Origin of the sequence: Amycolatopsis sp. 505 (assembly GCF_031625235.1) — a bacterium.
Classification (GTDB): domain Bacteria; phylum Actinomycetota; class Actinomycetes; order Mycobacteriales; family Pseudonocardiaceae; genus Amycolatopsis.
In genome coordinates, this window is the sequence record NZ_JACKQP010000015.1 from 120,602 (window position 1) to 144,793 (window position 24,192).

The following is a 24,192-nucleotide window of genomic DNA, read 5'->3' on the forward strand; positions in this document are numbered from 1 at the left end:
CTTCTGACACGCCGAGAACTTGCCTGCATAACACAGAGGCATGAGGCAAGCTTCTCGATGTAACCAAGTAAGTCGCACGGCCGACTACCTCTTACAGCCCGACCAAAGCTAGGGGTGCGAGACAGCGATGGACCAACCTTTTGCCTGCGATGGCCGCGTTGACGCAGAGAAGCTGTCCGAGCTCCTGGCAGTCCAGACCGAGACAGACGCCCTGGACTACAAGACATTCCTGGACCTAAGCCAGAATAAGGACCGCGTCGAGTTCGCAAAGGACGTTGGCGCGATGCAGTCGCTTCCCGATGGTGGCTACATCGTGATTGGCGCAGACGGACAAGGAAACCCCGCGAAAGGTTCCCCAGAGTTCACCGTTGATGATTTCGACGAACAAAAGGTTCGATCGGCAGTCAAGAAGTTTCTCGACGAACCATTTACCGTACGCAGTGCAGTTCACGAGATAGATGGCAAGAATTTAGCCGTGATCTACATTGGCCCAAACGAACAAGGGTTTGCCATCTTCGCCAAGGACGGCCAGTTCACAAACTCAGCCGGCAAAAATGATCACGCATTTCGCGCAGGTGACGTCTACTGCAGACACGGCACATCCAGCGAGCGATGGCGACAATCGGACCTGCCCAGTATATTCAGCAGGCTGCAGTCTCGGATTCGCGAAGAAGAACGCAAACAGCTTGGCGATGCATTCCAAGCATTCGAGCAAGGAATACGAGGGGCGGAGATCCAAAGCAGCCCCATTGGAGCATTGAGCTGGCAGCTATCCGTCGAGGATTTCGACTCAGCAATTATAGCTGCGATGCGCGCTAGCGACCAGATCTCATTAAAAGCACTTCTGATCTCCATCGCTTCACAGGCCAGATCACTGCTTTCCGCCACCGAGCCGGACTACGACACATTGGACGTCCTCCTAGATCGGCTGACCTCGGTAACCGCAGCGGCGATAACGTATGACTACCGCTCACTATTTGCCTCATCCAAAGAGACGCTAGAGAAGATATACTGGTCTGTCGCCGACGAGTATGGCTATCCAGCTGGCGATCTTGCCAATATTGCACCGAAGCTGTGGTTCTCAATCGGCATCCGAGTAGAAGCATTGGGAGCTCTCGCAATACGAATGCGCTCCTGGTGGGCAATTCCCCAGCTGATTGCCACCCCAACCAGACGCAGCGGCTACTTCACTTGGATTCGACATTCCTTAACAGCTGCCGCAAACGCGAACCTGCTGAAAGGAAGTGGCGGCGGATTCATACCTGGTGCTTTTATCAGCTTCGCCCGCCAAGTGTCAGCACAGGTACCGGCCCTCCATCCGGATATTCCCAACTCGGCAATCAACGAGTTCGAGGTAGGCGTTGCACCGCAGCCCCGCGACGAGCTTTTGGATTCAATCGTGCAGTTCGACTTAACGTGGTGCATTTTTGCGTACGCCCACACCAAGAAAACAAGTGATTTCTACCCAAGCTTCAGCGGATTCTTTGCACATCGAGCAGCGCCAGTCGTGAACGCGATATTGTCGAAAGACACGCGCAAAGAAATACTTCCCGATGTCAGCGAAGACGACCTGCGCGCATCCATGAAAAGGGTCTTTGAGTACGCCAACAATGAAAGTTGGCAATCACATCGAGGGGACTGGGAGCTGGACTGGCCTCAGCTCGACAGTTTCCTAGAAGGAAGTTCGGGCTCTTCCTAGACGGAAGAGCCCGAACGTCGACCAGATACTAATTCTCTGTCTGCTCTCGTCCCTAATGCACCACGGCTTAACCGTGCCAGTCAAGCGCCTTCTCGATGCGGTCGTGAGCCGCCGACTCAAGGCCAGCGATGACCTTGGCGTAGATCTGGTGCAGGACAGCGACCGAGTGGCCGGCCCACTCGGCACACTGCGTGGACGGCACCCCAGCGGCCAGCCAGGTTGACACGCACGCGTGGCGGAGGTCGTACGGACGCTTTGCCAGCGGTGACGTGTACTCGTCCTCTGAGAACGCGGCCTTGCGTGCCTTGTCCCAGACCCGGCCGATCGTGGATTCGGCGAGGTCTCCACCGATCAGGTTCCGGAACAGCCGCCCGTCGGCCGCCGTGCCGAGCGTGGTCAGGTGCATGTGCAGGATCGCCGTCAACGGCGGCGGAGAGGGCACCGCGCGGACTTCTCCTCTTCCACGTTGCTTGAGTTGCCGGCGGTCGCGCCGTTCGCCGCTGTCCGTCCAGGCCGCGCCGGTGATCGGCGCGGTTTCCGACAACAGCAGCTCGCCCCACCCCTCCTCGGGGAGTTGCAAGTCCGACTTGCGGAGCATGGCCGCCTCTTCCGGCCGGAGAGCTGCGTAGTACATGACGGCGAAGAAGGCAACCAGCATCGGGCCGGACGACCGGCGCGGCTGTCCCTCGATCCGTTGTGCCTCCACTTCGGACAGCAGACTCTTCGCCTGCCTCGGGTTGATGACCACGCGCTTATCGATCGCCCGCACGGACTTCGGAGCCGTCCACTTCACCTCGGAAAGTCGATTTGCGGTCAACAGCTTCAGTTCGTGCGCGTACTCCAGCGCGTTGAACAGAACCGCGCGCTTCCGGTTGACGGTCTTCGCGGCGGCCTGCCTTCCATCGAGCTTGAGCGACAGCACTTCCAGCACTTCCCGAAGCACCGCCTTGTCGTTGAGCCTCGACACCGGCACGGTATTCGTCTTCAGCCACTTCAACGCCTGCTCCACATCTCGCGGCTTCGGCTCGTCGCGGCGTTTGGTGTTGAAGGCCCAACCGGTGAGCGCCCGGCGAAGCGTCCTGCTGTCCGGCGCACCCCGGGTCGTCTTGAGCAACGCCGGCGTCACGCTGGCGAGCGCATCGGCGTTCCCCGCCCTCGACTTCCCGGCGGCCCGGGGCCACTTCATGTCGACGTACTTGCACGCGAAGTCGAACCACGGCATTTCGTTCTCCTCCCGTAGCTTCGAGACCGGGAGACCTTGCGTGCGCTCGAAAGCCTCGCCGCGCCGTGACGCGGCAACCAGGTCCGAGCGGAAGCTATCGGCCAGAGCACTTGTCTCAAACGTCTCCCCGAAGCGCACGCCGGCGACGAACCAGACGACGCGATAGCTCGTCTTCGACTTCCAAACGCGGGTTTCGATCTTCCAGATCTTGACGTCATAGGTCGTGTCCATCAGGCAGCCTCCTCACAGTTGTCGAGCCAGGTTTCGAGGTCGATTCGGCGGATGCGGATCTCTCCGTTCGGGAGCTTGATGCAGCGCGGCGCGCGCTTCTTGGCGCGCCACTCGTAGAAGGTCGAGCGCGCTACGGCGAGTTCGGCGCAGAGTTCAGCGATGGTGAGGTGCTGGCGTGGCGTGGCCATCGGTGGTGAGCCCTTCGGGTCGCGGTGCGGGTGGCGGTGATGCGCATGGGCTCTCCTCGGGTCGAAGGTGATCGGTTGTCGGTGCTGAGGGGGTAAGCCGTACCAGCCGTACCAGCCTCGTTTTGCCTGGTCAGGTGCGGTACGGCTTGGTTTCGTGGTACGGCTTGAGCCGTACCAGTGCGGGAAGGGTGGTACGGCTTGAGCCGTACCAGGCGGGGAAGCCGTACCAGGGCTGACCTGCGGAAATGAGGCTGGTACGGCTGGTACGGCTACCCCCGCCCGGCGGGTGTCAGGCCGACCGTGCCCGGCGGAGCGGGATCGCGCCCTCGGCGGGTGGTTCGCCGTCGCCCTTGGCCGGCGGATCGGCGCAGTAGCGGGCCCACGAGTCGGCGAAGTCGGCGCGTCGGTAGCCCTTGGCCTGTCCGGCACCGGGGAACCGCATGGTGTCCGACCGGATGCCGTACTCCTTGAGCAGACTGCCGAGCTTCATGGCGGTGAGCCCGGTCGCGCCGTACTCGCGCCACGGCGACTCTTCCAAGGCACGCAGGCGGTGCAGCAGTTCAGCGGTCGGCAGAGCGAGTTCGTCGCCGAACGCGGTGCGGCAGTCGGTGAGCAGGCGTTGCCGGTCGGAGCCATCGTTGTCCTCATCGGCCGTGGCGGTGAGGGCGAGCACGGCGGCGCGGGAGCGGTCGCCCCAGGTGCCTCCGGCGTGGTCGGCGACGGCGACCAGGGGTTCCCAGGTGTCGGCGGCGCGGTCTTCCACGGGCATCTCCGGTTCGGCGGTCTCCAATGTGGACAGGTCGGCACGCAGCCACGCGTGCAGGTTGTCGGCGAGGGCACGCAGGGCGGGCCGGTCGCGGCGGTGCCGGTAGGGGGCGACGGTTTCGCCGGGGGCGCGGCGGCGCATCCGGGCGATGACGGCGCGATCTTCGATGGTGTCGGGCATGGCCCCGATGCCGGCGAGGGCGGCCATGGCGAAGGTGGGGATGGACTCGACGCGCTGGTTGGTGGCGTCGTAGCGCTTGGCCGGCCGGTTGCGCTGGTGGCCGGCGTTGAGCAGCCCGCGCAGGTCCTCGTTCCCGTCAGCCTTCGGGCCGAAGATGGTGTCCGCCTCGTCCACGAGCAGGGTGGGCGGGTCCTCGGAGACCGACCGGTAGACAGCGGCCGGGCTGCTGTTGACCGTGATGAACGGGTTGTGGCAGGTGGCCTCGACGATGTCGAGCAGCCGGGACTTCCCGCAGCGCTTCTCCGGCGCGCGGATCACCAGCCGGGGCGCGTGCGCCCACGCCGGCTGTGCATGAGTTGCGGCGATCCACAGGGCTATGGCGTCGGCGGTCTCCGGGTTGGGCAAGGCCACGTACCGGGTGAGCGCGGCCCGCAGCGAGTCCAGCAGGACAGCCCCGTTCAGGGTGGACGGTTCGAGATCGTAGGTGCCCATCGGTGCTCCCCTGCCGTTCGGTGTCGTGGCGGTCATCAGGCGGCCTCTCGCGTAGCGATCCAGGCGTTGACCCGGGCCCAGGACGCGGCGGCCTGTGCGCGAATCTGGTGCGGCGTCAGGGCGGGCCTGGTGGCGACGGCGCGGCGGCGTTCGAGTTCGGCGTAGGTAGGCGCGCCGGCGAGGGCGCGCCAGTCGGCGGCGGCCGACACGGCGCCCGAGGTCTCACGGGCGGTGCGGCGGCGATCCCACTCGATCCACTCGGCGAGCAGTTCCGCGACGTGCGGGCTGGTGAGCAGCAGTCGCCAGGCGGCGGCGTCGAGGGTGAGCGCGCGGTACTCGGTGAAGGGGATGGTGACCCGGGTGGCCGGGCCGGCGGCGGTGGTGTGCGTGGTCAAGGCGGGTCCTCACGTCGGTCACAAAAAGTGACGGTGTGTGGGCGTTTTGGGCCAGAGCTAGGGCCGGGCGGCGGGGGTACTAGCCTGGTTTTCGGGGTGTTTCCGCAGGTCGGAGCGAGGTGGGTCTAGGGTGCTAGTGCGCTGGTCACGACTGCTGCGGGTATCTAGAGGAGGGGTCTAGGTCTAGGGGCGGTCCGGTCTAGGACGCGCACCGCCCCTAGCCTCCACGTCTGGTTACGCTCGGTTGTTCTTGGCGGCGGTGAGGGCGTCGCGGGTGTAGCCGTTGCGGTTGGCGCCCTTGCCGGTGTCGGGGTCGGTGCTCCACACCTGCTTGGGCTTGACGCCGTAGGGCTTGAGCGCGGTGGCGAGGTTCTGCGCCGTCCACCCCCGGTACTGCGCGGGCCGCAGCTCGGCGAGCCGGGTCACGATGGCGTCGGACCAGAGCTTGTCCTCGCCCCGGGCGAACGCCGCGATGGTGTCGGCCAGCGGGTCCAGCCGCGCGGCCTCGACGTCCACGGCTTCACCGGCGGCGTAGCCGGTGACGTTGCCCAGCGCTTCCCGCCGCGTCCGGGCGCCGGCGGCGATCTTCTTGGCGTCGGTGGCGTCCTTGTAGACGCTGCGCACGATCTGCGCGTCGTCACCCTCACCGGCGAGGTAGCCGATGCCCCGGTCGGAGCGGGCGAACATCGTGGCCCGGACACCGGACTTGTACTGGCTGGTGCCGAGAACCATGTCGTTGGCCTGCTGCCCCATCACCTTGAGACAGAACCGCAGGATGGCGTTCGCGGAGATCCCCGTGGGCAGCGACTTCGCGTCCGGGCGCTGCGTGGCCAGGATCAGCGTGATCCCCAAGGCGGGACCGCGCTTGACCAGGTCGGTGCAGATCTCCTCCAGCTCTTCGCCGTGCTCGGGGTGCTCGAACCACACCTGGCACTCGTCCACCCCGACCACGATCGGCGCGAGCCGCAAGTCCTTACGCGCGGCCAGTTCCGGCGTGACCTTGTTGTCCGGGCAGACCGACTCCGGCAGGTTGCGGATCACCTTGGTGCGGCGGCGCATCTCATCCCGCAGCTCCCGCATCTCCACCACCATGCGCTCAATGTCCTCGGGGTCATCGCCCACGCCGTAGCCGTGCGCGCACTGCCCCAGCGGGGAGAGGTCACCGGTGCCTTTGAGGTCGTAGGCGTAGAGCACCGCACGCGGGTCCAGGGCGGCGATCAGCAGCAGTTCCCGGAGCGTGACCGTCTTGCCCATGCGCGGGACCGCGCCGATCACCATCGAGGCGAACATCAGCGTGATGGGCACCCAGCGGCCGCGCTGGTCGGTGCCGAACGGCTGAGCCTTGAACAGGTCGACCGTCGCGCCCGCCTTGGCCAGCGGCCACGGCTTCTGCTTGGCCTTGGACATGTCGATGTCCCCGACCCACAACACCAACCGTCCCTCGTGGACCTTCGCATCACCCTCGGGCCACACACACCCGATCTGGCGACGCAGCGCCGAGGACAGTTCGTCGCGCTTGGCGATGATGTCGCCGGCCGTCACGCCCAACGGGAGGTCGACGTCGGCGCGCCAGCCGTCCCCGTCGCGGGCGATCGGGTTCGGGAACTCGATCCGCTTACCCTTGGCGTACGCCTGATTCAGGCCACCGATACCGAGCGAGCAGAGCGCGTCCTCGATCATCGACGACGTCAGCTTGGGCGTCTTGACCGAGTCCACGGCGCGGCCGGCGACCGGCTTGTCCGCCGGTGCGCCCCACCAGCCCACGGCGGTGAGGGTCGCGGCCAGGGCCGTCCAGTTCCACACCGGCGGCACGAACGTCAGGCACAGGTACGCCGTGGCCAGCAGCACCAGGACGGCGACCATGACCGGGGCGCAGCGGCGGCGCACGGTCTCGTTGCGGGCCTCGCGCAGCTTCATGTACACGTCCGCGTCGTTGCGGTCGCGGGCGTTCATGCGCACCGGCTTGGACTCCGCGTCGAACACCCACCGCCCCACCCGGGCGGTCAGCCGGCACAGCGCGCCCGGGGCGCGCAGCAGCGCGGCCGGGATGTACACCGGCACCCGCAGCGCGTGGAAGGCGAAGGTGTGGGCGGCGTAGCGGACCAGGAACCGCGCCCGCGCCTTGAACTCCTCCGCCGACGTGAGCCACTTGGCGACCAGCGGGCGGGCGGTGGCGTCGGAGACGGTCTCCCACCACGTCGCCTTGGTCGCCGGCGGGTCGACCAGCCGGACGACCGTGCCGGGCTCGGTGTCGTCGGCGGCGGGCCGGTCCTGCTCCGGGATCTCCTCCGGCGTCCGGGCGGTGTCCGGGCGGATCGGGACGACATTCCCGGCCCGCGTCGTAGCGGTGTCGGTGGCGGCCGGGTCGGTGTTCACGGGGCCGTTCACGGGCGTGTCGGCCGGGGTGTTCGTGGACGGGTCAGGCGTGCTGTTCACGGAAAGAGGCCCTTCGGGGTCGGGTCCGTTCACGGACTCAGGCGTGTGGTCGGCGGTGGTGGACATCAGGCGGCCTCCTCCTGGTCGACGATCACGGGCTGGTCGGCCGGCACCGGCGCGACGGCCGGGCGGGCGGTTTCGGCGATCAGGTCGTCAGCGACGTTCTTGCTGGTGCCGCGCGAGATCTCCGGGCACACGGACCGGACCCAGGCCGGAGTGATCTCGATGCCCGGTGTCCACGCGGCGCGGGCGTCGGCCAGGTAGTCCCCGCGCAGCTTCCGAGCCGGCTTCGCGGCCGGCTTGCGAGCCGGACGGCGACGCGGCCGGACGACCGGAGCGGGCGTCTCCCCCGCGCCGTCCTCCAGTGGAGCAGCGGGCGCGGCGGCCGAAGCGTCGACGGGCTGCTCTCCCGTGAACGCGGTGCCGGCGGCGGCCATGACGGCTTCGGTGAGCTTGTCCCGCAGCACCGGGGCGGTCTCCGCCGCGAGGAACACCAGCACCGGCGGCACCGAGTGCAGCACCACCCCGGCCACGTCCAGGTGCGTCCAGGACTTCCAGGTGTTCATGACGTAGGTGGCCAGGAACGCGAACCACTTCGTGCGGTGCGCCCACGCCCCGGTCTCGACCTGATACCGGGCGGTCACCTGCTCCGCCCGCAGCACCGCCACGAGCACGAGCGACACCATGGGGTCCAGCAGCCATCCGGCCAGCCACCCGGCGGACCAGGTGGCCGCCCCGGCGGCGGCGAAGGACTGGACGTTGACCATCGTGAACGCCAGGCCGAGGAAGATCCCGAGCCAGATCACCGCGTCGATCTGCGTGCGGACCTTCTCCACCCGCAGCGCCACCACGTCCGGGTGGTTGGCCAGGCGCCGGACCTGCGCGGCGGTGGCGGCGTCCTGGGCGAGCTTGTCCGCCTCCGTGAGCGGCTGGTGCTTCGCGTCCTGCGGAGCCAGGGTTTCCGTGCTCATCAGCTCTGCCCCCATTCCGTGCCGTTCTTGCGCTCCCACTGGTCCGCGCGGCCTTCCAGTTCCGCGTTGAGGACCTGGCGGCGTTCGTTGTCGTTGAGCTGCGAAAGAACGCCCTGCCGGTGCTCGGGCTTCATGCCGGACAGCAGCACGTGGACCACGGCGGCGTCGATGGCGTCCTCGTCGGACTTCTTCTTGCCGAACATCAGCGACGACCTCCACGGGTGGTGTGGACGATTTCGGTGATGGCCATCAGCCGCACGATCGTGGCGGCGGAAAGCAGCGCCGGGACGACGAGCGCGATCCAGGTAGCGGTGGTGTTCTGGATCTTCACGATCACCAGCCACTGGACGAACGTGATGATCGCCGTGGCCAGGACCAGCCGGATCGTGTTGCCGGTCATCCGAGTGATCTCGCGAACGCCCCTCTGGGCCCGGATCGCGGACTTGCGGCCGGAGCGCCATACGGCGAACACGCCGACCAGCGCGAGAGAGCCGAGGACCATCAGCACCTGCGCGGACATCTCAGGCCACCCCCGGCACGTCGAACAGGTCAACCTGACCGGGCGCCTGCCAGTCCCCGCCGTCCCACACCGCGTCCAGCGCGATGCCGTGTTCGGCCCGGATGACCGGCTCGACGTCCGCAAGCCAGGCGCGGCGCGTGGTGGCCGGGGCCTTGGCCCAGGACTGGCCGGTCTGGTCGGTGTATCGGCGGATCGCCAAACGCTCCATTGCGCGAGGAGTGAGGGTGCCTACCATGAGAGACCTCTCCGAGTAGCTACCTGCGTGGTGGTTGATCGGGAGACCCGACGCGGCGTGCACGTTCTTGGCGGGATGAGCCGCCGTGTCGGGACCAAATGCGACGGGGATACCGAGCCGGACCGTCATGCGGCCTCCCCGCTCTCCGCCGACGCGGCCGTGTCGAGCCGGAACGGCAGCACCCGCAGCGCCGCGCGGCTGACGCGCCGACGAGTGCGGTGGGCGTGCTGCGCGTCGGTGAACGCGTGCCGGGTGCGGGTCTCCGCCACGGCCGTCGCGCCGGTCAACTCCTGGTCGACTTCGGCGATCAGCGCGTCAATGGCGGACTCGTCCAGGCCATCCGGGCAGTACCCCTGAACAGCGGAAACACTGTCGGCGGCGGCCCGGACGACGTAGTTGGTGATGTTCGCGGACTTCATGAGGAACCTTTCGATCAAGTACCTTATTGCGCCTTAGTGCACCCTATAGCGCTTAGGTAAGTCAAGCTCGCACGTGTGGCGCATTAGGGTGATGTTGGTTTTCTGCGTACCCTGGCGAGATGCCTATCGATCAGCAGGGCGCGCAGCCGCTAGGCGCACAGATCCGGGATGACCTGGTCCGACGCATCCGGGCCGGCGAGTTCGCGCTCGGGGAGAAGATCCCGTCCCTCAAAGCGCTGTCGGCGACGTACAACGTCGCCGAACTGACGGTCCACAACGCCATCCGGGAGCTGCAGCACGCCGGCGTGCTCGAGTCCGCCGCCGGGCGAGGCACGTTCGTCCGGAGCCTCCCGGACGAGAGTGCCCCCGCCGACGACGTCGCCGCGCTCCGAGCCGAGGTTGCCGACCTCCGGCGCCGGGTAGAGGAGCTTGAGAAGCGGTCGTGATGTTCGGCCGTTCGGCCCGTGTTTCGTGATCATGGGATTAGCTTCGCCCGTGAGCGCCACCACAGTCCAAGGCCGGACAGTCCTAACAGCGCTCCCGCATGACAGCCAGGCATAAACGCAGTTCAAGCGCCATCCACCCAGCCCGACTGCAGCCGAAAAAGATCGAAACGAAGGGACTCGCCACCAGTGGAAGCAGACCAGCCGTGGCTCTCGCCGAGGTCGACAACCGAGCTCGAACTGAACACCGGGCTGCTTGCCGAGGTCCTGAAGGAGTACCGGAAGACGAACGGGCTCAACCAGGCCGACTTGGCTCAGATCCTCAACATGGACCAGTCGTACATCTCGAAGATCGAGACCGGTCAACGGCAGGTCCGGGACCTGGACACACTGCTGCGGGTCGCCAACCAGCTCGGTATCTCGCCCTCGCGGCTCGGCCTGTCCAAGGAGCTGCTTCAGCCCGTCGCTCCCCCGTCGACGTCGGCGCTGGTGAACGAGGTCGACCCGGTCGCGGTGAGCCAGGAGGAGTGGCGCCGGATGCGGCGCGAGCTCAACAGCCGCCGGCGCGAGCTCGCTGAGGCGGCCGCGACGCTCTACCGGCCTGAGGCGCGCATCGGTAAGGCTCCGCTGATCGCCCGGCGCGAATGGATGCCGCCGGCGCCGGTGCGCCTGGAGGACATCAAGCTTGAGTGGTCGGACCACCGGGTGCCGATCACGGTCACCGGTACCGAACCGGAGGCGGACAAGGCGTTGCCGCTCCGCGCGCCCGGCCGGCGTTTCGAGCGGTACACGTCGGCGATCAAGTATCTGGACCCGCCGTCGCTGTTCGAGAACCGCACCAGCTACCGGTTACTGGACGTCGACCTAACGCCCTCGAACGAGCGGATGACGTTCGGCCTGGCGACGTATTTCGACAAGCTCGACTTGTCCGAGGCCATCGCGCACGAGCTGGCCGTAGCGCAGTTCCCGAATCGGAAGGTCCCCCGCGCGGACTGGGCCGAACTCCCGCTGCGCGGCCTGATCGGCGACCCGTTCGACCTGGAGCGGCGGCCGGTCATGCCCGCGATCGAGACGCTGACGCTCCGCCGCCAGCGCGACACCGGCAAGGCGACGTTCCTCCTACACTGGCGCGACCCGGCCAAGGTCGCGACGGCCGCCGGCATCTACGGCCTCATCCCGGCCGGCGAGTTCCAGCCGTCTTCGGTGGCGGCGTGGGACAAGGAGAACGACTTCGATCTGTGGCGCAGCATGGTCCGGGAGTACTCCGAGGAGATCCTCGGGGAGCCGGAGCGCGATGGCAGCCAGGGTGAACCGCTCGACTATGAGAACTGGTCGCTGTACCGCGATCTTCAGACCGCACGCGAGAAAGACCGCGTTGCCGCTTACTGTCTCGGCATCGGACTCGACACCTTGACCCTTACCGCCACCGTACTGACGGTCGTAGTGATGGACGACGACGTGTTTGACGAGCTGTTTGGCGACGCAGTCGACGTCAACGCAGAGGGCGTGCTAGTCACCGCCTCGGACTCATCTTCAGTTTCCGAAGGGGTGCCATTCACCGAGGAAAGCGTCACAAGATTGCTAACAACAGAACCAATGGCATCGCCAGGAGCATGCATCCTTGACCGCTCTTGGCGTTTTCGAGACAAAATCCTTCCCCGCTAAAAGTGAACCAACCCCGGAGGCTTGATTGTCCGACAGCGCCGATATAGATGACCAGAACAGCGAAACCTCGAAGAGCGAGACAATGGATCCGGTCACCTCGAAAGCACTAATAAAAGCAGCAGAGGAAACCGCCAGTCTGCTGTCTCGAATATTTGGGCCCGCCGCCGACGAGATCGGCATATCGCTTGCCGAGCGCATCAGGGGACAGCGAGAACGCAAGGCCCTAGAGCGACAGATCGCAAACCTGGAACGGATCGGATTGAATGCCGACCGTAAAACGCTATCCGCAATGCGTCGAGATCAAATCCCACCCCGCGTGGCAACGAAACTCATCGAAGAGGCCCGGTTTGCAGAGACCCCCATCCTCACGGAGTACATTGGTGGAATTTTAGCCTCCGCGCGACACCTAGGGGGCAACGATGACTCGACGATCGAACAGATCGATCTCATCTCTCGAATGTCATCCACAAGCCTGAAGTTGCACTACCTAATATATCGGGAGCTACTTCGAGTCGGCCCCAGAAAGAAGGTCAATTTCTTTGATATCGATGAGGCCATAAAGCTCAGGTTGGTCCTCTACGCCGAAGACGCCATACGCGAGGTCGTGGGCGAAGACTTTGAGAAAGTCGAATATAGCAAGATTTTCAACGAGGCACTCAACACTTTACACCGACTCGAATTGGTAGAAACCGTCATTTCGGGAACAGTTGAATACCTCAGGCGAAATTATCAAGGTATTGATAGTGATGCCAGCATTCTACGTCCCACAGCTTACGGCGTTTCCCTATACATGACCGCCTTCGGACTCGGCGACACTCCAACAGACGACTACCTGACCATCGATCCAGCGCGAATGTCCATCCCGGACATCCCGCAGGTTCGCGCCGCACTCTTGTCCGACACTAAAAATCAGTCCGACCAATCATCTGACACACAGTTCACACAAGAGGAGTAGGGTGTGCCCACCACCTTAGGCGGCCTGGTTCTATTCGTAGTCTTACTATTGCCTGGCATTGCGTACGTCGCGGTACGCGAACGGAATTTCCCCGACCATCGGCCATCAATATTTCGTGAGACTGCCACAGTAGCGGCGGTTAGTGTTGCAGTCGACCTACTTGCAGTGCTTCTCATAATTGGCGTGTCAACTTTGCACCCAGATGCCGCGCCAAATGTGGGCCAACTCGTCGTCGACAGCACGTCCTACTTTAGAAACAATGTCGCCTTAGTGTTATGGTGGGCCCTCGGGGGACTTATCTTCGCAACCGGCCTTGCCGCTCTGGCCGGACACATAATTGGCGCAAGAGTGCCCCACCCCTCCGGAATGTCGTCATGGTGGTTCATGTGGGGTCATCGAAACGAGACGGCAGAAATCCACGTGAACTGCATTCTCGACGATGGCTCGAAAATCGACGGCTACCTCAAGTCATTCAGCACCATTGCGGATGACATAAAGGACCGCGATCTCGTGCTAATCGAACCAATCAGGTATGCGTACGAGAAGCATCAAGAGATGCTCCCATATGGCGCAGACGAAGCTTGCATCTCTGCTTCGAGGATTGTCGCGCTCATTACCACATACGTACCATTAGGAACACGAGAACGTGCTCTAACGGGTACTACTTCTTCGGAGGCTTCGGCATCTCGGCAGGAGCCGTCTTCGTCGGCGTCGTCGGAGTCTTCACCGTGATAGCCGACTTCTGTCCGCGCGCTCCGTCGGTCTGCTGGACTCGCCGCTGTCCACCGGTCTTCTTGGTCATGGCTCTCCCTGGGTCGTTCGCTCCCTAGTGATCGCGCCCTCCCGGCTTCGTGTTACGACGGTGCAGCCACACGCTCACGCCAGCACGGCCACCACAGGCGCGCCCCCGTACCGCCCCCTTGAAGCGCGTGTCCGCACCGCCATCGCAGGTCAGTGCCAGCTTCCATGGTCCGTTCAAAACCCGTCCAGTGTGAGTTCGAATCTCACCGGGGGCACAGTGGCCCACCAGCAGAAATCAGCCCCTGACCAGGCGTTATCCGGTCAGGGGCTGATCTCGTTCGGTCCGGCGGTGTCCGGAGCTGCCCGGCCGTCAGCCCGCCCAGTCGAGAGTCCTCTCATCAGTGAACTGGCTCATCCGGGCAGCAAGCCGGTGAAGAACTCGATGATCGGTGGTCGTGTTCCCGCTGCGCTGTGGCCCACTCCCGGGACCACGATCTTCTGGACCGCCGTGCCGTGCCGGGCCAGGGTTTCGGCCAGGCGGTTGAGCTGCTCCGGGCGGCTGTGGCCGTGGTCGCCCATGGCGGCCAAGTCGGCTCGGCCGTCGTCGTCGCCTCCGATGATCAGGAGGACCGGGATCCGGGCGATCGCGGCCGGGTCCACCGTGATTCCGAACCGCTGCCGGGTGTCGGCGATGCCCTCCGGCCAAGCGAGTGAGTCGTCGAGCAGGGTCACTCCGCCCGGTGCGCCGATCGCGGCGGCGATCACTCGGTCCGGGTGGAGGTACAGGAAGCGGTGGGCGAACTGGCCTCCACCGGAATGTCCGCACAGCAACACTTTTCCGACACACGCGTTCCACCGGACCCGGACCTGCTCCAGGATGTCGAGCAGCACCACGTCGAACCGGATTCCGTGGGCGTCGACGACCTTGTAGTCGTGCACGCCGTCGGGGTCGTCGATGCCGACCGGGAACAGCGGGATCACGACGATGACCTGGTGCTGTTCGGCGAAGGGGATGAGCCCCTCACGCAGTTCGCCGACGCTGCGGCCGGTGCCGTGCACGGCCACCAGGACGGGCAGCTCCGCCTCCGGCGTCCAGCTCGTGGGGATGTAGGCGCAGTAACTGCACCTCGGCTCGTTCGGTGCTGCGAAGAACGGGGTGCGCTTGGTGAGCAGCCGGCGGCCGGGGTGCTCCGGCGGCAGGTCTTCGACGCGGATCACGGCGTGCGGTTTCGCCGGCCGGCCGGCACCACCAGCCGCGCCAGGGGTACGTGGTGCTGGCCCGCGTGCATGTCGCGGTCCCGCACCGAACCCTGGCCCACCGGCCGCGGGAACGAGATCTTCACGACGTTCAGCGACGGGATCCGGAAGATCCGGATCGCCCCCTCGTCCACCCGGTACAGCGCCGCGATCACGCGCTCGTTCAGGAACGTCTCGTCCGCCGCGACGCGGTAGCCGTCGGCGTCGCGCAGGAACAGTTCCATCGTCACCCAGAACGGGCCCGCGTTCTTCGACCGGACTTCGTGGGACAGGTCCGCCAACGTGGTGTCAGGCACGGGTTTCCTCCTCGAACTCGAGCCGGAACAGGTCCAGCGGCACGCAGTCGACCACGTGGTTGAGCACGAACTCGTACGCCGCCCCGCGCTCGACCTCGGCGGGGGACGACGGGAACGCGAAACTCGGCAGGTAGTCCATCGCCGGGGTCGGCAGGTGCAGCATCAGCGGGTTGGCGATCTTGGCCACCGCCGTCGCCGTCGGCTGGTCGGGGGCGTTGACCAGCAGCATCACGCCGACCTCGCGCGGCGGCCCGGTTTCGGGTTCGAGCTCGCCCAGCACCGCGTTGTGACCGTACAGCCGGAGGTCGAACGCGTACTCGTCGGCGGCCAGGCCCAGTGTCCCGCTCACGCGCTGGGCGATCAGCGTGCGCATCAGCGCCGCCCACTCGTCGATGCCGGCCAGGACCAGGGGGTCGCGGATCGCCGAGAACGACATCGTCTCGTACCCGCTGATCCGGGCGCCCTCCAGCTTGATCGTGTACTGGTCGGCGACGTGGAACCGGGAGCCGGTGACGCGGACGGTGCGGTCGTCGACGGCCGTGTACACCGCGTCGCGGACGTCGAGCGTGCCGTCGGGTTCGCGCATCTCGAACGGGTCCGCCGTCTCGTAGAGCATGTGCGCGGCCACCAGGATCGGGGTGCAGGCCGCGCCCGGGTCGAGCGGTTCGATGGTGAAGCCGTCCGCGTCGATGGTGGCCAGGACGCCGCCCGCGCGGGGGTTGTCGGTGCACTGGCCGCCGCACTCGACGATCTTGGCCGCGTGCCACGTCGGCCCGGCGGGCATGCCCATCATCAGCGGGTAGGCCGCCGCGACCGCCGTGTCGGTCGCGCGACCGGCGAGGACGACCTGGGCACCCGCGCGCAGCGCCTCGACGATCGGCTCGTGCCCCATCGCGCCGACGATGTGCGTGCAGCTTTCGAGGGTTTCCGCGTCGAGCTCTCCCAAGGGCGGCAACGGGTGCACGCGACCCGCGTCGAGGTGTTCCTTCAGCGCGGCCGCGTCCTGTTCGCTGTAGATCTTCGCGACCTTGAGGTCCAAGCCCTCCTCCGCGAGCACTTCGGCGGCGATCCCGGCGACCCAGTCGACGCCGGCGTCGGTCCCGCTCGTCCCGCACGAGCCGACGATCACCGGGATACCGGCGCCCGCGGCGGCGGTGAACAGGCTGCGCAGGTCGCGCGCCACGGCCTTGGCGGTCGTCTTGGCCGTCGCGGCACCGAGGTAGTACGGACCCGAGTCCGTGGACCCGCCGTCGATGCTGATGACGTCGGCGCCCAGGGCGATGCCGCGCTCGACCGTCGCGTGGTCCCAGCCCGCCCCGAGCATGCCGCTCGGGGCCAGCACACGCACTTTCTCCATGTCCCTCACAACTCTCCGTTCACCACGTGCCGGGCCCGGCCTTCCAGGGCCGCGACCAGCTCTTCGGCTCCGCGCAGGCCGGCGGCCCGGCGCGCTTCGGCGGTCTGCCCGGCCAGGTGCGAGTAGACGACGATGCCGTCCACGCCTCGCAGCGGGCTGTCCGCCGGCAACGGCTCTTCGCCGACGACGTCGAGCGCCGCGCCCGCGATCTCGCCGGACCGCACCGCCGCCACGAGCGCCTCTTCGTCGACGATCGCTCCCCGCGCGGTGTTGACCAGCACCGCGGTCGGCTTCATCCGCTTGAACGCCAAGGCGTCCAGCAGTCCGCGGGTCCGGTCGGTCAGCGCCGTGTGCACCGATACATAGTCCGAAGTGGACAGCAGCTCGGCCAGCTCGACGACCCGGACGTCCGGGTCCCGCACCCCGGTGGCGCAGACGACGGTCATCCCGAACGCGCGGGCCAGCGGCACCACCGCCCGCGCCGCGGCGCCGTACCCGATGAGCCCGAGCGTCGACCCGCGCAGCTCGCGCCCGTCCTCGCGCGGCCACTCCCCCCGCGCCACGCCGGAAGCCGACTGCACGAGCCGCCGTGCGGCGGCGAGCAGCAATCCGAGGGTGTACTCGGCGACGGCGTTGGCGTTGACGCCGGGCAGGTTGCTGACGCTGATCCCCTGCCGGGCCGCGGCTTCGACGTCGATCGAGTCGTACCCCACGCCCGTCCGGACGACGACCCGCAGCCGCGGCGCCCGCGCCAGGACATCGGCGGACAGCGGCTCGTTGGCCACCAGCGCCGCGTCGATCCGATCGAGCGCGGCCACGAGCTGTCCGGGATCGCGCTTGCCGGTCATCGGCAGGTGCACGGTGTCCAGCCCGGCCTCGCGCAGGTACACGTCGACGTCGTCGCCGGGGCGCAGGTAGTCGGTGGTGATCAGGACCCGCTTCACAGGACCCGCCCGTCGGTCCGGCGGCGCTGCAGCTGGGCCACGCGCGCCACCAGGAGCACCGCGACCGCGGTGACGACCGCGATGTCCAGCAGCAAGAAGGGCCACCCGGTCACGTCGACCATGCCGCCGACCAGCGCCGGCCCGAGGAATCCGCCGCCGGCCCAGCCGACGGTGTACAGGCCGGTGTAGGTCCCGAGCACGCGGGCCGACGGCGCCAGGTTCCAGAGGACCACCGCCATGTTCACCATGAACGCCGACGCGCCCGCGGCCGCCACGCACATCGCGACGACCGTGCCGGCCGGCGTCCGGACGAGGGTGCCGAGCACCATCGCCGCCGCGAACACGGCCATCCCGATCAGGATCACCCGCAGGCGGCCGAAGCGTTCGGCGAACAGGGCGACCGGGTAGGCGGCCGCGATGAACGCGAGTCCGCTGGGGAGGGTGAGGCCGCCGGCGTCGCCGCGGGACATGCCCAGCGCTTCCATGCCGTAGTTGGTGATGAGGGAGCGCGAGGCGAACCACGCGCTGCCGAACGCGAGCACCGCCGCGATGACCAGCAGCCGGCTGCGGTCGGTGTCGCGCACGATGTCCAGCAGGACGTCCCGCATCCGCACCCGGGGCGTGTTCTCGGTGTGTCCGGCGCGGTCCTCTTCGAGTGCCGCCTGGTACGCCGGGGACTTGCTGTCGCGCACCCGCCAGGCGAGCACGCCCACCGACACCAGCATCAGGACGGCCGGGATCGCGAAGGACAGTTTCGGGAAGTCGTCGATGAGGAAGATGCTGATCAGCGCGGCGACGATCACCGTGATGCTGGAGGCGATCTTCACCGCGGCGTTGGCCCGGCTGCGCCGCTCGGGCCCGATGTAGTCCGGGAGCAGGGATTCGGCGATCGGCTTGAACGAATTCGCGACGAGCGCGTAGCCGAACATGACCAGGATCAGCAGCGGCAGCGAAACCGCGGCGTGCGGGATGGCCACGAACAGCACGGCCGCCACCGGCATGCCGACGACCAGGTACGGGATGCGCCGGCCCCACGCGGTCCGCGTCCCGTCGGAGCGGTTGCCCATCCACGGCTGGATGAAGATGCCGAGCAGGTTGTCCATGCCCATCAGCGCGCCGATGAGCGCGGCGCTGCCGACGTGCTCGCGCAGCAGCGGTGGAACCTGCGAGTCGTAGAGGTTCCACGTCGACTCCTGCGCGAAGACCGCCAGAGCCACGAAGAACGTGATGCGTCCCGTCCGGACGCGCGGGGTGGTCAACGTCATCGTCGGCCCCTTCCTCGACCAATGTCCGCCACCGTACTTTTGCTATAGCAAGATGGTCAAGAGTTGCAAATTAGTTTTGCCGTAGACTCGGACCCATGCTGGGTGAAGCACTGACCACCGACACGCTGGCCGATCGCGTGTACCGCGCGATCCGCGACGCGATCACCACCGGCGAGCTGCGCCCCGGCCAGAAGGTCACCGAGCGCGGGTTCGCCGAGCAGCTGTCGGTCAGCCCGACGCCGGTGCGCGAAGCCATCCGGCGGCTCGAACAGGACGGCCTCCTCGAACGGTCCGGCCCGCGGACGGTCAAGGTGGCGATGTTCGGCGGCGTCGCCGTCCAGGACCTCGCCGAGGTCGAGGTCGGCCTGCGCGGCATGGTGGCCCGCTTCGCCGCGCGGCACGCGACGCCCGAGCAGCTGGCCGGGCTCGACGCGATCCTCGACGAGGCCGACGACCTGCTCATCCTCGTCAAGCAGCGCCACGAGTCCGGCCAAGACGTCGAGAAGCACGTCGGCCGGCTCTTCGACGCCATGCAGCGCTTCAACGCCCTCGTCGAGGCGTGCGCCGGCAACCCGGTGCTCGTCCGCCTCCTCGACCAGACCCGGGTGTTCTCCCGCCCGGAGCGGCGCGCGCGGGTGCTCGAACGCGTCAGCGCGGACGACACGTTCGGGCTGGACCGCTACGCCACCCATCGCCAGCTCGTGCGGGCCCTGCGCGCCGGCGACTCGGCGGCGGCCGAGGCGCTCGTGCTCGAAGACGCCCGCGGCGGGCTCGCCGACCTGCTCGCGGGATCCTGAGGCCTCATCCGACGTCCACGAAGAGCGTCAGGTCGTCGCCGACGCGGATGCGGCAGCCCGGCCCGAAGGAGCAGGACGACTCCCGTTCCTCGAACACGGCGGGTCCGGTGAGCTCGGTGCCCGGCCGCAGCCGGTAGCGGTCCCAGACCGCGGCGTGCAGCCGGCCGTGGCCGGGGAAGTACACGTCCCGCTCGCCCCGCCGCGGGTCGCCGTCGACGGGTTCGCACCCCAGCTCGACGTCGGGCCCGGGCAGCCGGGCCGTGAGCCGCCAGTTGACGACCTCCACGGGCCCGTCCAGCGTCCGCCCGAACGCCGCGCGGTACGTGTCTTCGAAGGCGCCCCGGAGCCCGTCCCCTTCGGGCAGCTCGACCTCGATCTCCGAACCTTGTCCCAGGTAGCGCAGGTCGGCTGAGCGCCGCAGGCTCGCGCCGGGGCCGAGCACTGCCGTGGCCTGCCCGGCCATTTCGGCGTACAGGACATCGACGCGATTCCAGTCCACTTCGGACAACGGCGAGGGCAGGCTGCGCGCGAGGTCGACCGTCGGCGCGGCGACGAGGAAGCCGTACGCCGACATCACACCGGCCCGCATCGGGACGATCACCCGCGCGATCTTCAGCTGCTTCGCCAGGCCGTAGGCGTGGACGGGGCCCGCGCCGCCGAACGCCACCAGCGCGAACCCGGCGGGGTCGCGGCCGTGCTCGGCCAGGTGCGTCCGCGCGGCGGCGGCCATGCTCGCGGTGGCGACCTCGATGATGCCGGCGGCCGCGCCGGTCTCGTCCAGGTCCAGCGGGTCACCCACGTCCCGGGCCACCGCCTTGTGCACCTCGTCGGTGCGCAGGCGCATCTCGCCGCCGAGGAAGGCGTCCGGGTCGAGGTAGCCGAGCACGAGGTCGGCGTCGGTGACGGTCGGCTGCTCGCCGCCGCGGCCGTAGGCGACCGGCCCCGGTACGGACCCGGCGCTGCGCGGACCGACCTTGAGCAGGCCCAGCGCGTCCGGCGCGGCGATCGACCCGCCGCCCGAGCCGATCTCGATCAGGTCGACGACGGTCAGCTTCACCGGCAGGCCCGAGCCGGGCTTGAACTTGTCGACGCGGCCGGCTTCGAAGTCGTGCTTGCGCCGCGGCGCGCCGCCGCTGACGATCGCGATCTTCGCCGTGGTGCCACCCATGTCGAACGACAGGACGTCCGGCTCGCCGGCCCGGCGGGCCACCGCGGCCGCGGCGATCGCTCCCGCCGCAGGGCCGGATTCGAGCAGCCGCACCGGGAACGCCTTGGCGTCGTCGAGGGTCGTGACGCCGCCGCCGGACAGCATGACGTGCAGCGGCGCGTCGATGCCGAGCTCGGTGAGGTCGGCCCGCAGCGCGTCGAGGTAGTGCGCCACCAGCGGCTGGACGTAGGCGTTGAGGCACGCGGTGCTCGCGCGCTCGTACTCCCCGAGCATCGGCGTCACGGCGCTGGACAGCGTGACCGGCAGATCCGGGTGGGCGCGGGCGACCAGCTCGCGGACCCGGCGTTCGTGCCGGTCGTCGCGGTACGAGTGCAGCAAGGCGACGGCCACCGCCTCGACGCCGTGCGCCAGCAAGTCCGCTACCTGCGCCGAAACGGCGCCTTCGTCGAGGGGCGCCACCTCGGTGCCGTCGGCGGCGAGGCGGCCCGGCACGCCGCGGCACAGGTGGCGCGGAACCAGCGGGGGCGCCGGGCGGGCGTGCAGGTCGGTCGGGTCGAACCGGATCTCGCGAGCCATCTCCAGGGTGTCGGTGAAGCCCTCGGTGGTGAGCAGGCCGACGACCGCGCCGGTGCGTTCGAGCAGCGTGTTCGTCACCAGCGTCGTGCCGTGGACGACGCAGGCGACGTCGCCCGGGTCCGTCCCGGTCTCGGCCAGCAGCCGGGTGATGCCCGCGGTGATCGCGTCGTGCGGCGCGTGCGGGGTGGTGGGCAGCTTGCCGGGCCACGTCAGGCCGCGGGCGGGGTCGTGCAGCAGCAGGTCGGTGAACGTGCCACCGACGTCCACGCCGATCCGGGCGGTGCGGCTCATCGGCTCGCCTCCGGTGTGCCGTAGCCGCCGCCACCGGGGAACGAAATGACGACCGAAGCGCCCGGCGCCAGCTGCGAAATCGACTTCAGCGGGACGCGCTCGCCGGTGTCCAGCACGACCTGGGCCGTGGCGCCGGGCCTACCGCCGTCGATGCCGAGCGCCGGGTGCCGTTCGCGGTCACCCAGCAGCACGAGCTGCACCGGACGCCTGGTCGGGTTGTGCACTTCGACGTCCTGGCCGAGCCCGCCGCGCCGGCGCCCCTCGCCACCGGATCCCTCCCGCAGCTCCTTGCGGACGAACCGCAGCGGGGACGCGACCTCCATCGCTTCGACGCTGCCGCTGCCGGAGTTGGTCGGGAACGCCGTCGCCGAAAGGCCGTCCTGGTCCCGCGACGCGCCCATGCCGGCGTTGGCGAACAGCATCTGCGCGAAGGGACGGCTTGCGTCGTCGACCCCGGCGAACCGGACGCGCAACGCGGGCGCTCCCCCGCTGTCGGCGATGACGCGGCCGGGCAGCACCGGCGCCAGCGCGCGGTAGATGGCGCAGGAGAGCAGGTGCCCGGTGAGGTGCCGCGCGACGACCGGCGCCGGGAACCGCGGGTTCACGATCGTGCCTTCGGGCGCGGTCACGGTGATCGCCCGGTAGGAGCCCCAGTTGGTGCGGGTGGCCGGGTCGAGCAGGATCTTCAGCGGGTACACCGAATACGCGCGGGTGTAGTTGAGCGTGGAGTTCGTCGGGAACGGGACCTGCGGGGAGCTGCCGGTGTAGTCGATCCCGATGGTGTCGCCGCTGATCGTGACCGCGCACTCGATGTGCGTCGGGTGCCCCTCGACGCCGTCCGCGTCGACACCGGCGCGGTAGCCGCCGTCGGGCAGCTCGCGGATCGCCGCGCGCATCGCGGTCTCGGTCATCGCGTGCACCTGGTCCGCGAACTCGTCGAAGCCGTCCTCGCCGAAGTCCTCGAGGAACTCCTGGGCGCGCCGGCGGCCGACCGCGTGCGCGGCGGCCTGCGCTTCGAGGTCACCCCACAGCTCGTCGGCGAGCCGGACGTTGGCCAGCAGCAGGTCTTTGACGCCCCGCTCGACGCGCCCGGCGCGGAACAGCCGCAGCGGGGGGATCAGCAGGCCCTCCGACATCAGGTCGGTGGCGCCGAGCGACGGCGTGCCGCCGATGTCGGGCGAGTGCGCGGCGGTGCCGGTGAAGGCGACGAGCTCGCCGCGGTGGAAGACCGGTGCGAGCATGGCGATGTCGGGCAGGTGGCCGGTCGCGATCCACGGGTCGTTGGTGATGACGGCGTCGCCGTCCTGCCACTCCTCGGCGGGGAACCGGTGCAGCACCAGGGAAGTCAGGGAGCTCATCAAGGCCGCGAAGCCGGGGATGCCGGCCCGCGACTCGGCCATCGTGCGGCCGCGGCGGTCCAGCAGGACGACCGTGTAGTCGTTGGACTCGCGGATGATCGTCGAGAACGCGGTGCGCAGCATGGTCGACGCGGCCTCGTCGGTCGCGGCGGCGAGCCGGTCCCAGCGGACCTCCAGGCCGATCGGGTCGAAGCCGCTCACGCCGGCACCCGCTCCCCGACGGCGATCCGCTCGGCGATCGCCGTGCCGAGCCCCTCGGTCGTCCCCGCGCCGCCGAGGTCGGGGGTGAGCACGGCCGGCTGCTCGTCGAGAACGCTTTCGATCGCGGCGACGACCCGCGCGGCCGCTTCGGGTTCGCCGAGGTGGTCGAGCATCATTGCGCCGCTCCAGATCTGCCCGACGGGGTTCGCGATCCCCCGCCCGGCGATGTCGGGGGCCGAGCCGTGGACCGGCTCGAACAGGCTCGGCCAGGTGCGCTCGGGGTTGATGTTGGCGCTCGGGGCGATGCCGATCGTGCCGGTACACGCGGGCCCGAGGTCGGAGAGGATGTCGCCGAAGAGGTTGCTGGCCACGACGACGTCGTACTTCTCCGGGCTGAGCACGAACTTGGCGGCGAGGATGTCGATGTGGTCCTTGTCCGCGGCGACGTCCGGGTAGCGGGCGGCCATCGCGGCCGCGCGCTCGTCCCAGTAGGGCATCGAGATGGAGATGCCGTTGCTCTTGGTGGCCCAGGTCAGGTGCCGGCGCGGCCGGGTGGCGGCGAGGTCGAAGGCGTAGCGCAGCACGCGGTCGACGCCGACGCGGGTCATCACCGTCTCCTGCAGCACGGTCTCCCGGTCGGTGCCCTCGAAGACGCGGCCGCCGATGCTGGAGTACTCGCCTTCGGTGTTCTCCCGGACGACGAGGAAGTCGATGTCGCCGGGCCCGTGGCCGCGCAGCGGGGCGCGCACGCCGCGCAGCAGCCGGACCGGCCGCAGGTTGACGTACTGGTCGAAGCCGCGGCGGAACTTCAGCAGGCTGCCCCACAGCGACACGTGGTCGGGCACGACGTCCGGCCACCCGACCGCGCCGAAGAAGATCGCGTCGAAGCCGGCGAGGACGTCCTGCCAGTCCGGTGGCAGCATCTCGCCGTGCTCCAGCCAATACGCGGCGGAAGCGAAGCCGAACTCGGTGAACTCGAGACCGAAGCCGTGGACTTCGGCGGCGGCGCGCAGGCAGCGCAGGCCTTCCGGGACGACCTCGCGCCCGATGCCGTCGCCGGGGATGACCGCGATGCGGTGGGTCACGAGCCGCTCCTTCGTCGGGGTCCCTCCACTGTGGGCGGC

The 24,192-nt window shown here is 68.2% G+C and carries 24 protein-coding genes and 1 tRNA gene; 7 read left to right on the top strand and 18 right to left on the bottom strand.

Annotation, left to right across the window (positions count from 1 at the left end; translation table 11 throughout):
* The first annotated feature begins 127 nt into the window (after positions 1–127).
* On the top strand, positions 128–1,699 hold the full coding sequence (locus H5965_RS41835; protein ID WP_310976716.1) for an RNA-binding domain-containing protein: 1,572 nt from the start codon (positions 128–130) through the stop codon (positions 1,697–1,699).
* A 67-nt stretch (positions 1,700–1,766) separates the two neighbouring features.
* Here H5965_RS41835 and H5965_RS41840 read toward each other — a convergent pair whose 3' ends face one another.
* The 10 genes from H5965_RS41840 to H5965_RS41885 form a co-directional block, all read right to left on the bottom strand.
* Positions 1,767–3,152, bottom strand: coding sequence for an integrase (locus tag H5965_RS41840; protein WP_310976719.1), 1,386 nt, complete (start codon positions 3,150–3,152; stop codon positions 1,767–1,769).
* A complete protein-coding gene (locus H5965_RS41845; protein ID WP_310976721.1) occupies positions 3,152–3,340 on the bottom strand; it encodes a helix-turn-helix domain-containing protein in 189 nt (62 codons plus the stop codon). The genes H5965_RS41840 and H5965_RS41845 overlap by 1 nt, the downstream gene beginning before the upstream one ends.
* Positions 3,341–3,629: 289 nt before the next feature.
* Positions 3,630–4,778, bottom strand: a complete 1,149-nt coding sequence (locus H5965_RS41850) for a DUF3631 domain-containing protein (protein WP_310976723.1) — start codon at positions 4,776–4,778, stop codon at positions 3,630–3,632.
* Positions 4,779–4,813: 35 nt separating this feature from the next.
* Positions 4,814–5,173 (bottom strand): hypothetical protein, encoded by a 360-nt coding sequence (locus H5965_RS41855; RefSeq protein WP_310976725.1) that lies wholly within the window; start codon positions 5,171–5,173, stop codon positions 4,814–4,816.
* A 234-nt stretch (positions 5,174–5,407) separates the two neighbouring features.
* Positions 5,408–7,609 carry an FtsK/SpoIIIE domain-containing protein gene (locus H5965_RS41860; RefSeq protein ID WP_310976727.1) on the bottom strand — a complete coding sequence of 734 codons (2,202 nt, stop codon included), beginning with the start codon at positions 7,607–7,609 and terminating at the stop codon, positions 5,408–5,410.
* A gap of 65 nt (positions 7,610–7,674) precedes the next feature.
* Positions 7,675–8,580: a hypothetical protein gene (locus tag H5965_RS41865; RefSeq protein ID WP_310976729.1), complete on the bottom strand. Its 906-nt coding sequence runs from the start codon at positions 8,578–8,580 to the stop codon at positions 7,675–7,677.
* Entirely contained in the window at positions 8,580–8,783 is a 204-nt protein-coding gene (locus H5965_RS41870; protein ID WP_310976731.1) for a hypothetical protein, read from the bottom strand. The genes H5965_RS41865 and H5965_RS41870 overlap by 1 nt, the downstream gene beginning before the upstream one ends.
* Entirely contained in the window at positions 8,783–9,100 is a 318-nt protein-coding gene (locus H5965_RS41875; RefSeq protein WP_310976733.1) for a hypothetical protein, read from the bottom strand. Before H5965_RS41875 ends, H5965_RS41870 begins: the two co-directional genes overlap by 1 nt.
* Before the next feature lies 1 nt (position 9,101).
* Entirely contained in the window at positions 9,102–9,464 is a 363-nt protein-coding gene (locus H5965_RS41880; RefSeq protein ID WP_310976734.1) for a hypothetical protein, read from the bottom strand.
* Positions 9,461–9,754 carry a hypothetical protein gene (locus H5965_RS41885; RefSeq protein ID WP_310976735.1) on the bottom strand — a complete coding sequence of 98 codons (294 nt, stop codon included), beginning with the start codon at positions 9,752–9,754 and terminating at the stop codon, positions 9,461–9,463. Before H5965_RS41885 ends, H5965_RS41880 begins: the two co-directional genes overlap by 4 nt.
* 119 nt (positions 9,755–9,873) lie before the next feature.
* On the opposite strand from H5965_RS41885, the gene H5965_RS41890 reads away from it, so the two are divergent.
* The 5 genes from H5965_RS41890 to H5965_RS41905 all read left to right on the top strand — a co-directional run bounded on the left by H5965_RS41890 (position 9,874) and on the right by H5965_RS41905 (position 13,833).
* The gene (locus H5965_RS41890) at positions 9,874–10,200 is read left to right on the top strand and encodes a GntR family transcriptional regulator (RefSeq protein WP_310976736.1); all 327 of its coding nucleotides are present in this window, start codon (positions 9,874–9,876) and stop codon (positions 10,198–10,200) included.
* 186 nt (positions 10,201–10,386) lie between these two features.
* Entirely contained in the window at positions 10,387–11,862 is a 1,476-nt protein-coding gene (locus H5965_RS41895) for a helix-turn-helix transcriptional regulator (RefSeq protein WP_310976738.1), read from the top strand.
* A gap of 25 nt (positions 11,863–11,887) precedes the next feature.
* Positions 11,888–12,817 carry a hypothetical protein gene (locus H5965_RS41900; RefSeq protein WP_310976739.1) on the top strand — a complete coding sequence of 310 codons (930 nt, stop codon included), beginning with the start codon at positions 11,888–11,890 and terminating at the stop codon, positions 12,815–12,817.
* 3 nt (positions 12,818–12,820) lie between these two features.
* Positions 12,821–13,549: a DUF6338 family protein gene (locus H5965_RS46280; protein ID WP_396136994.1), complete on the top strand. Its 729-nt coding sequence runs from the start codon at positions 12,821–12,823 to the stop codon at positions 13,547–13,549.
* A 171-nt stretch (positions 13,550–13,720) separates the two neighbouring features.
* Positions 13,721–13,833: transfer RNA gene (locus H5965_RS41905), tRNA-OTHER, on the top strand.
* 136 nt (positions 13,834–13,969) lie between these two features.
* Here the strand turns inward: H5965_RS41905 and H5965_RS41910 are convergent.
* The 5 genes from H5965_RS41910 to H5965_RS41930 are packed head-to-tail and all read right to left on the bottom strand — an operon-like array spanning position 13,970 to position 18,677.
* The gene (locus H5965_RS41910; RefSeq protein ID WP_310976741.1) at positions 13,970–14,776 is read right to left on the bottom strand and encodes an alpha/beta hydrolase; all 807 of its coding nucleotides are present in this window, start codon (positions 14,774–14,776) and stop codon (positions 13,970–13,972) included.
* Positions 14,773–15,111, bottom strand: a complete 339-nt coding sequence (locus H5965_RS41915; protein WP_310976742.1) for a DUF4387 domain-containing protein — start codon at positions 15,109–15,111, stop codon at positions 14,773–14,775. Before H5965_RS41915 ends, H5965_RS41910 begins: the two co-directional genes overlap by 4 nt.
* Complete coding sequence (locus H5965_RS41920; protein ID WP_310976743.1) at positions 15,104–16,468, bottom strand: acyclic terpene utilization AtuA family protein; 1,365 nt, start codon at positions 16,466–16,468, stop codon at positions 15,104–15,106. Before H5965_RS41920 ends, H5965_RS41915 begins: the two co-directional genes overlap by 8 nt.
* A gap of 5 nt (positions 16,469–16,473) precedes the next feature.
* Positions 16,474–17,412, bottom strand: a complete 939-nt coding sequence (locus tag H5965_RS41925; protein ID WP_310976744.1) for a phosphoglycerate dehydrogenase — start codon at positions 17,410–17,412, stop codon at positions 16,474–16,476.
* On the bottom strand, positions 17,409–18,677 hold the full coding sequence (locus tag H5965_RS41930; protein ID WP_310976745.1) for an MFS transporter: 1,269 nt from the start codon (positions 18,675–18,677) through the stop codon (positions 17,409–17,411). The genes H5965_RS41925 and H5965_RS41930 overlap by 4 nt, the downstream gene beginning before the upstream one ends.
* 95 nt (positions 18,678–18,772) lie before the next feature.
* Here H5965_RS41930 and H5965_RS41935 point away from each other — a divergent pair, with 95 nt between their 5' ends.
* Positions 18,773–19,474 (top strand): GntR family transcriptional regulator, encoded by a 702-nt coding sequence (locus tag H5965_RS41935; RefSeq protein ID WP_310976747.1) that lies wholly within the window; start codon positions 18,773–18,775, stop codon positions 19,472–19,474.
* Positions 19,475–19,478: 4 nt separating this feature from the next.
* On the opposite strand, the gene H5965_RS41940 is transcribed toward H5965_RS41935, so the two are convergent.
* From H5965_RS41940 to H5965_RS41950, 3 genes are read right to left on the bottom strand one after another with little or no spacing between them, the layout of a single operon-like run.
* Positions 19,479–21,509, bottom strand: a complete 2,031-nt coding sequence (locus H5965_RS41940) for a hydantoinase/oxoprolinase family protein (RefSeq protein WP_310976749.1) — start codon at positions 21,507–21,509, stop codon at positions 19,479–19,481.
* The gene (locus H5965_RS41945; protein ID WP_310976750.1) at positions 21,506–23,068 is read right to left on the bottom strand and encodes a hydantoinase B/oxoprolinase family protein; all 1,563 of its coding nucleotides are present in this window, start codon (positions 23,066–23,068) and stop codon (positions 21,506–21,508) included. The genes H5965_RS41940 and H5965_RS41945 overlap by 4 nt, the downstream gene beginning before the upstream one ends.
* The gene (locus H5965_RS41950; RefSeq protein ID WP_310976751.1) at positions 23,065–24,153 is read right to left on the bottom strand and encodes a tartrate dehydrogenase; all 1,089 of its coding nucleotides are present in this window, start codon (positions 24,151–24,153) and stop codon (positions 23,065–23,067) included. Before H5965_RS41950 ends, H5965_RS41945 begins: the two co-directional genes overlap by 4 nt.
* Positions 24,154–24,192 lie beyond the last annotated feature (39 nt).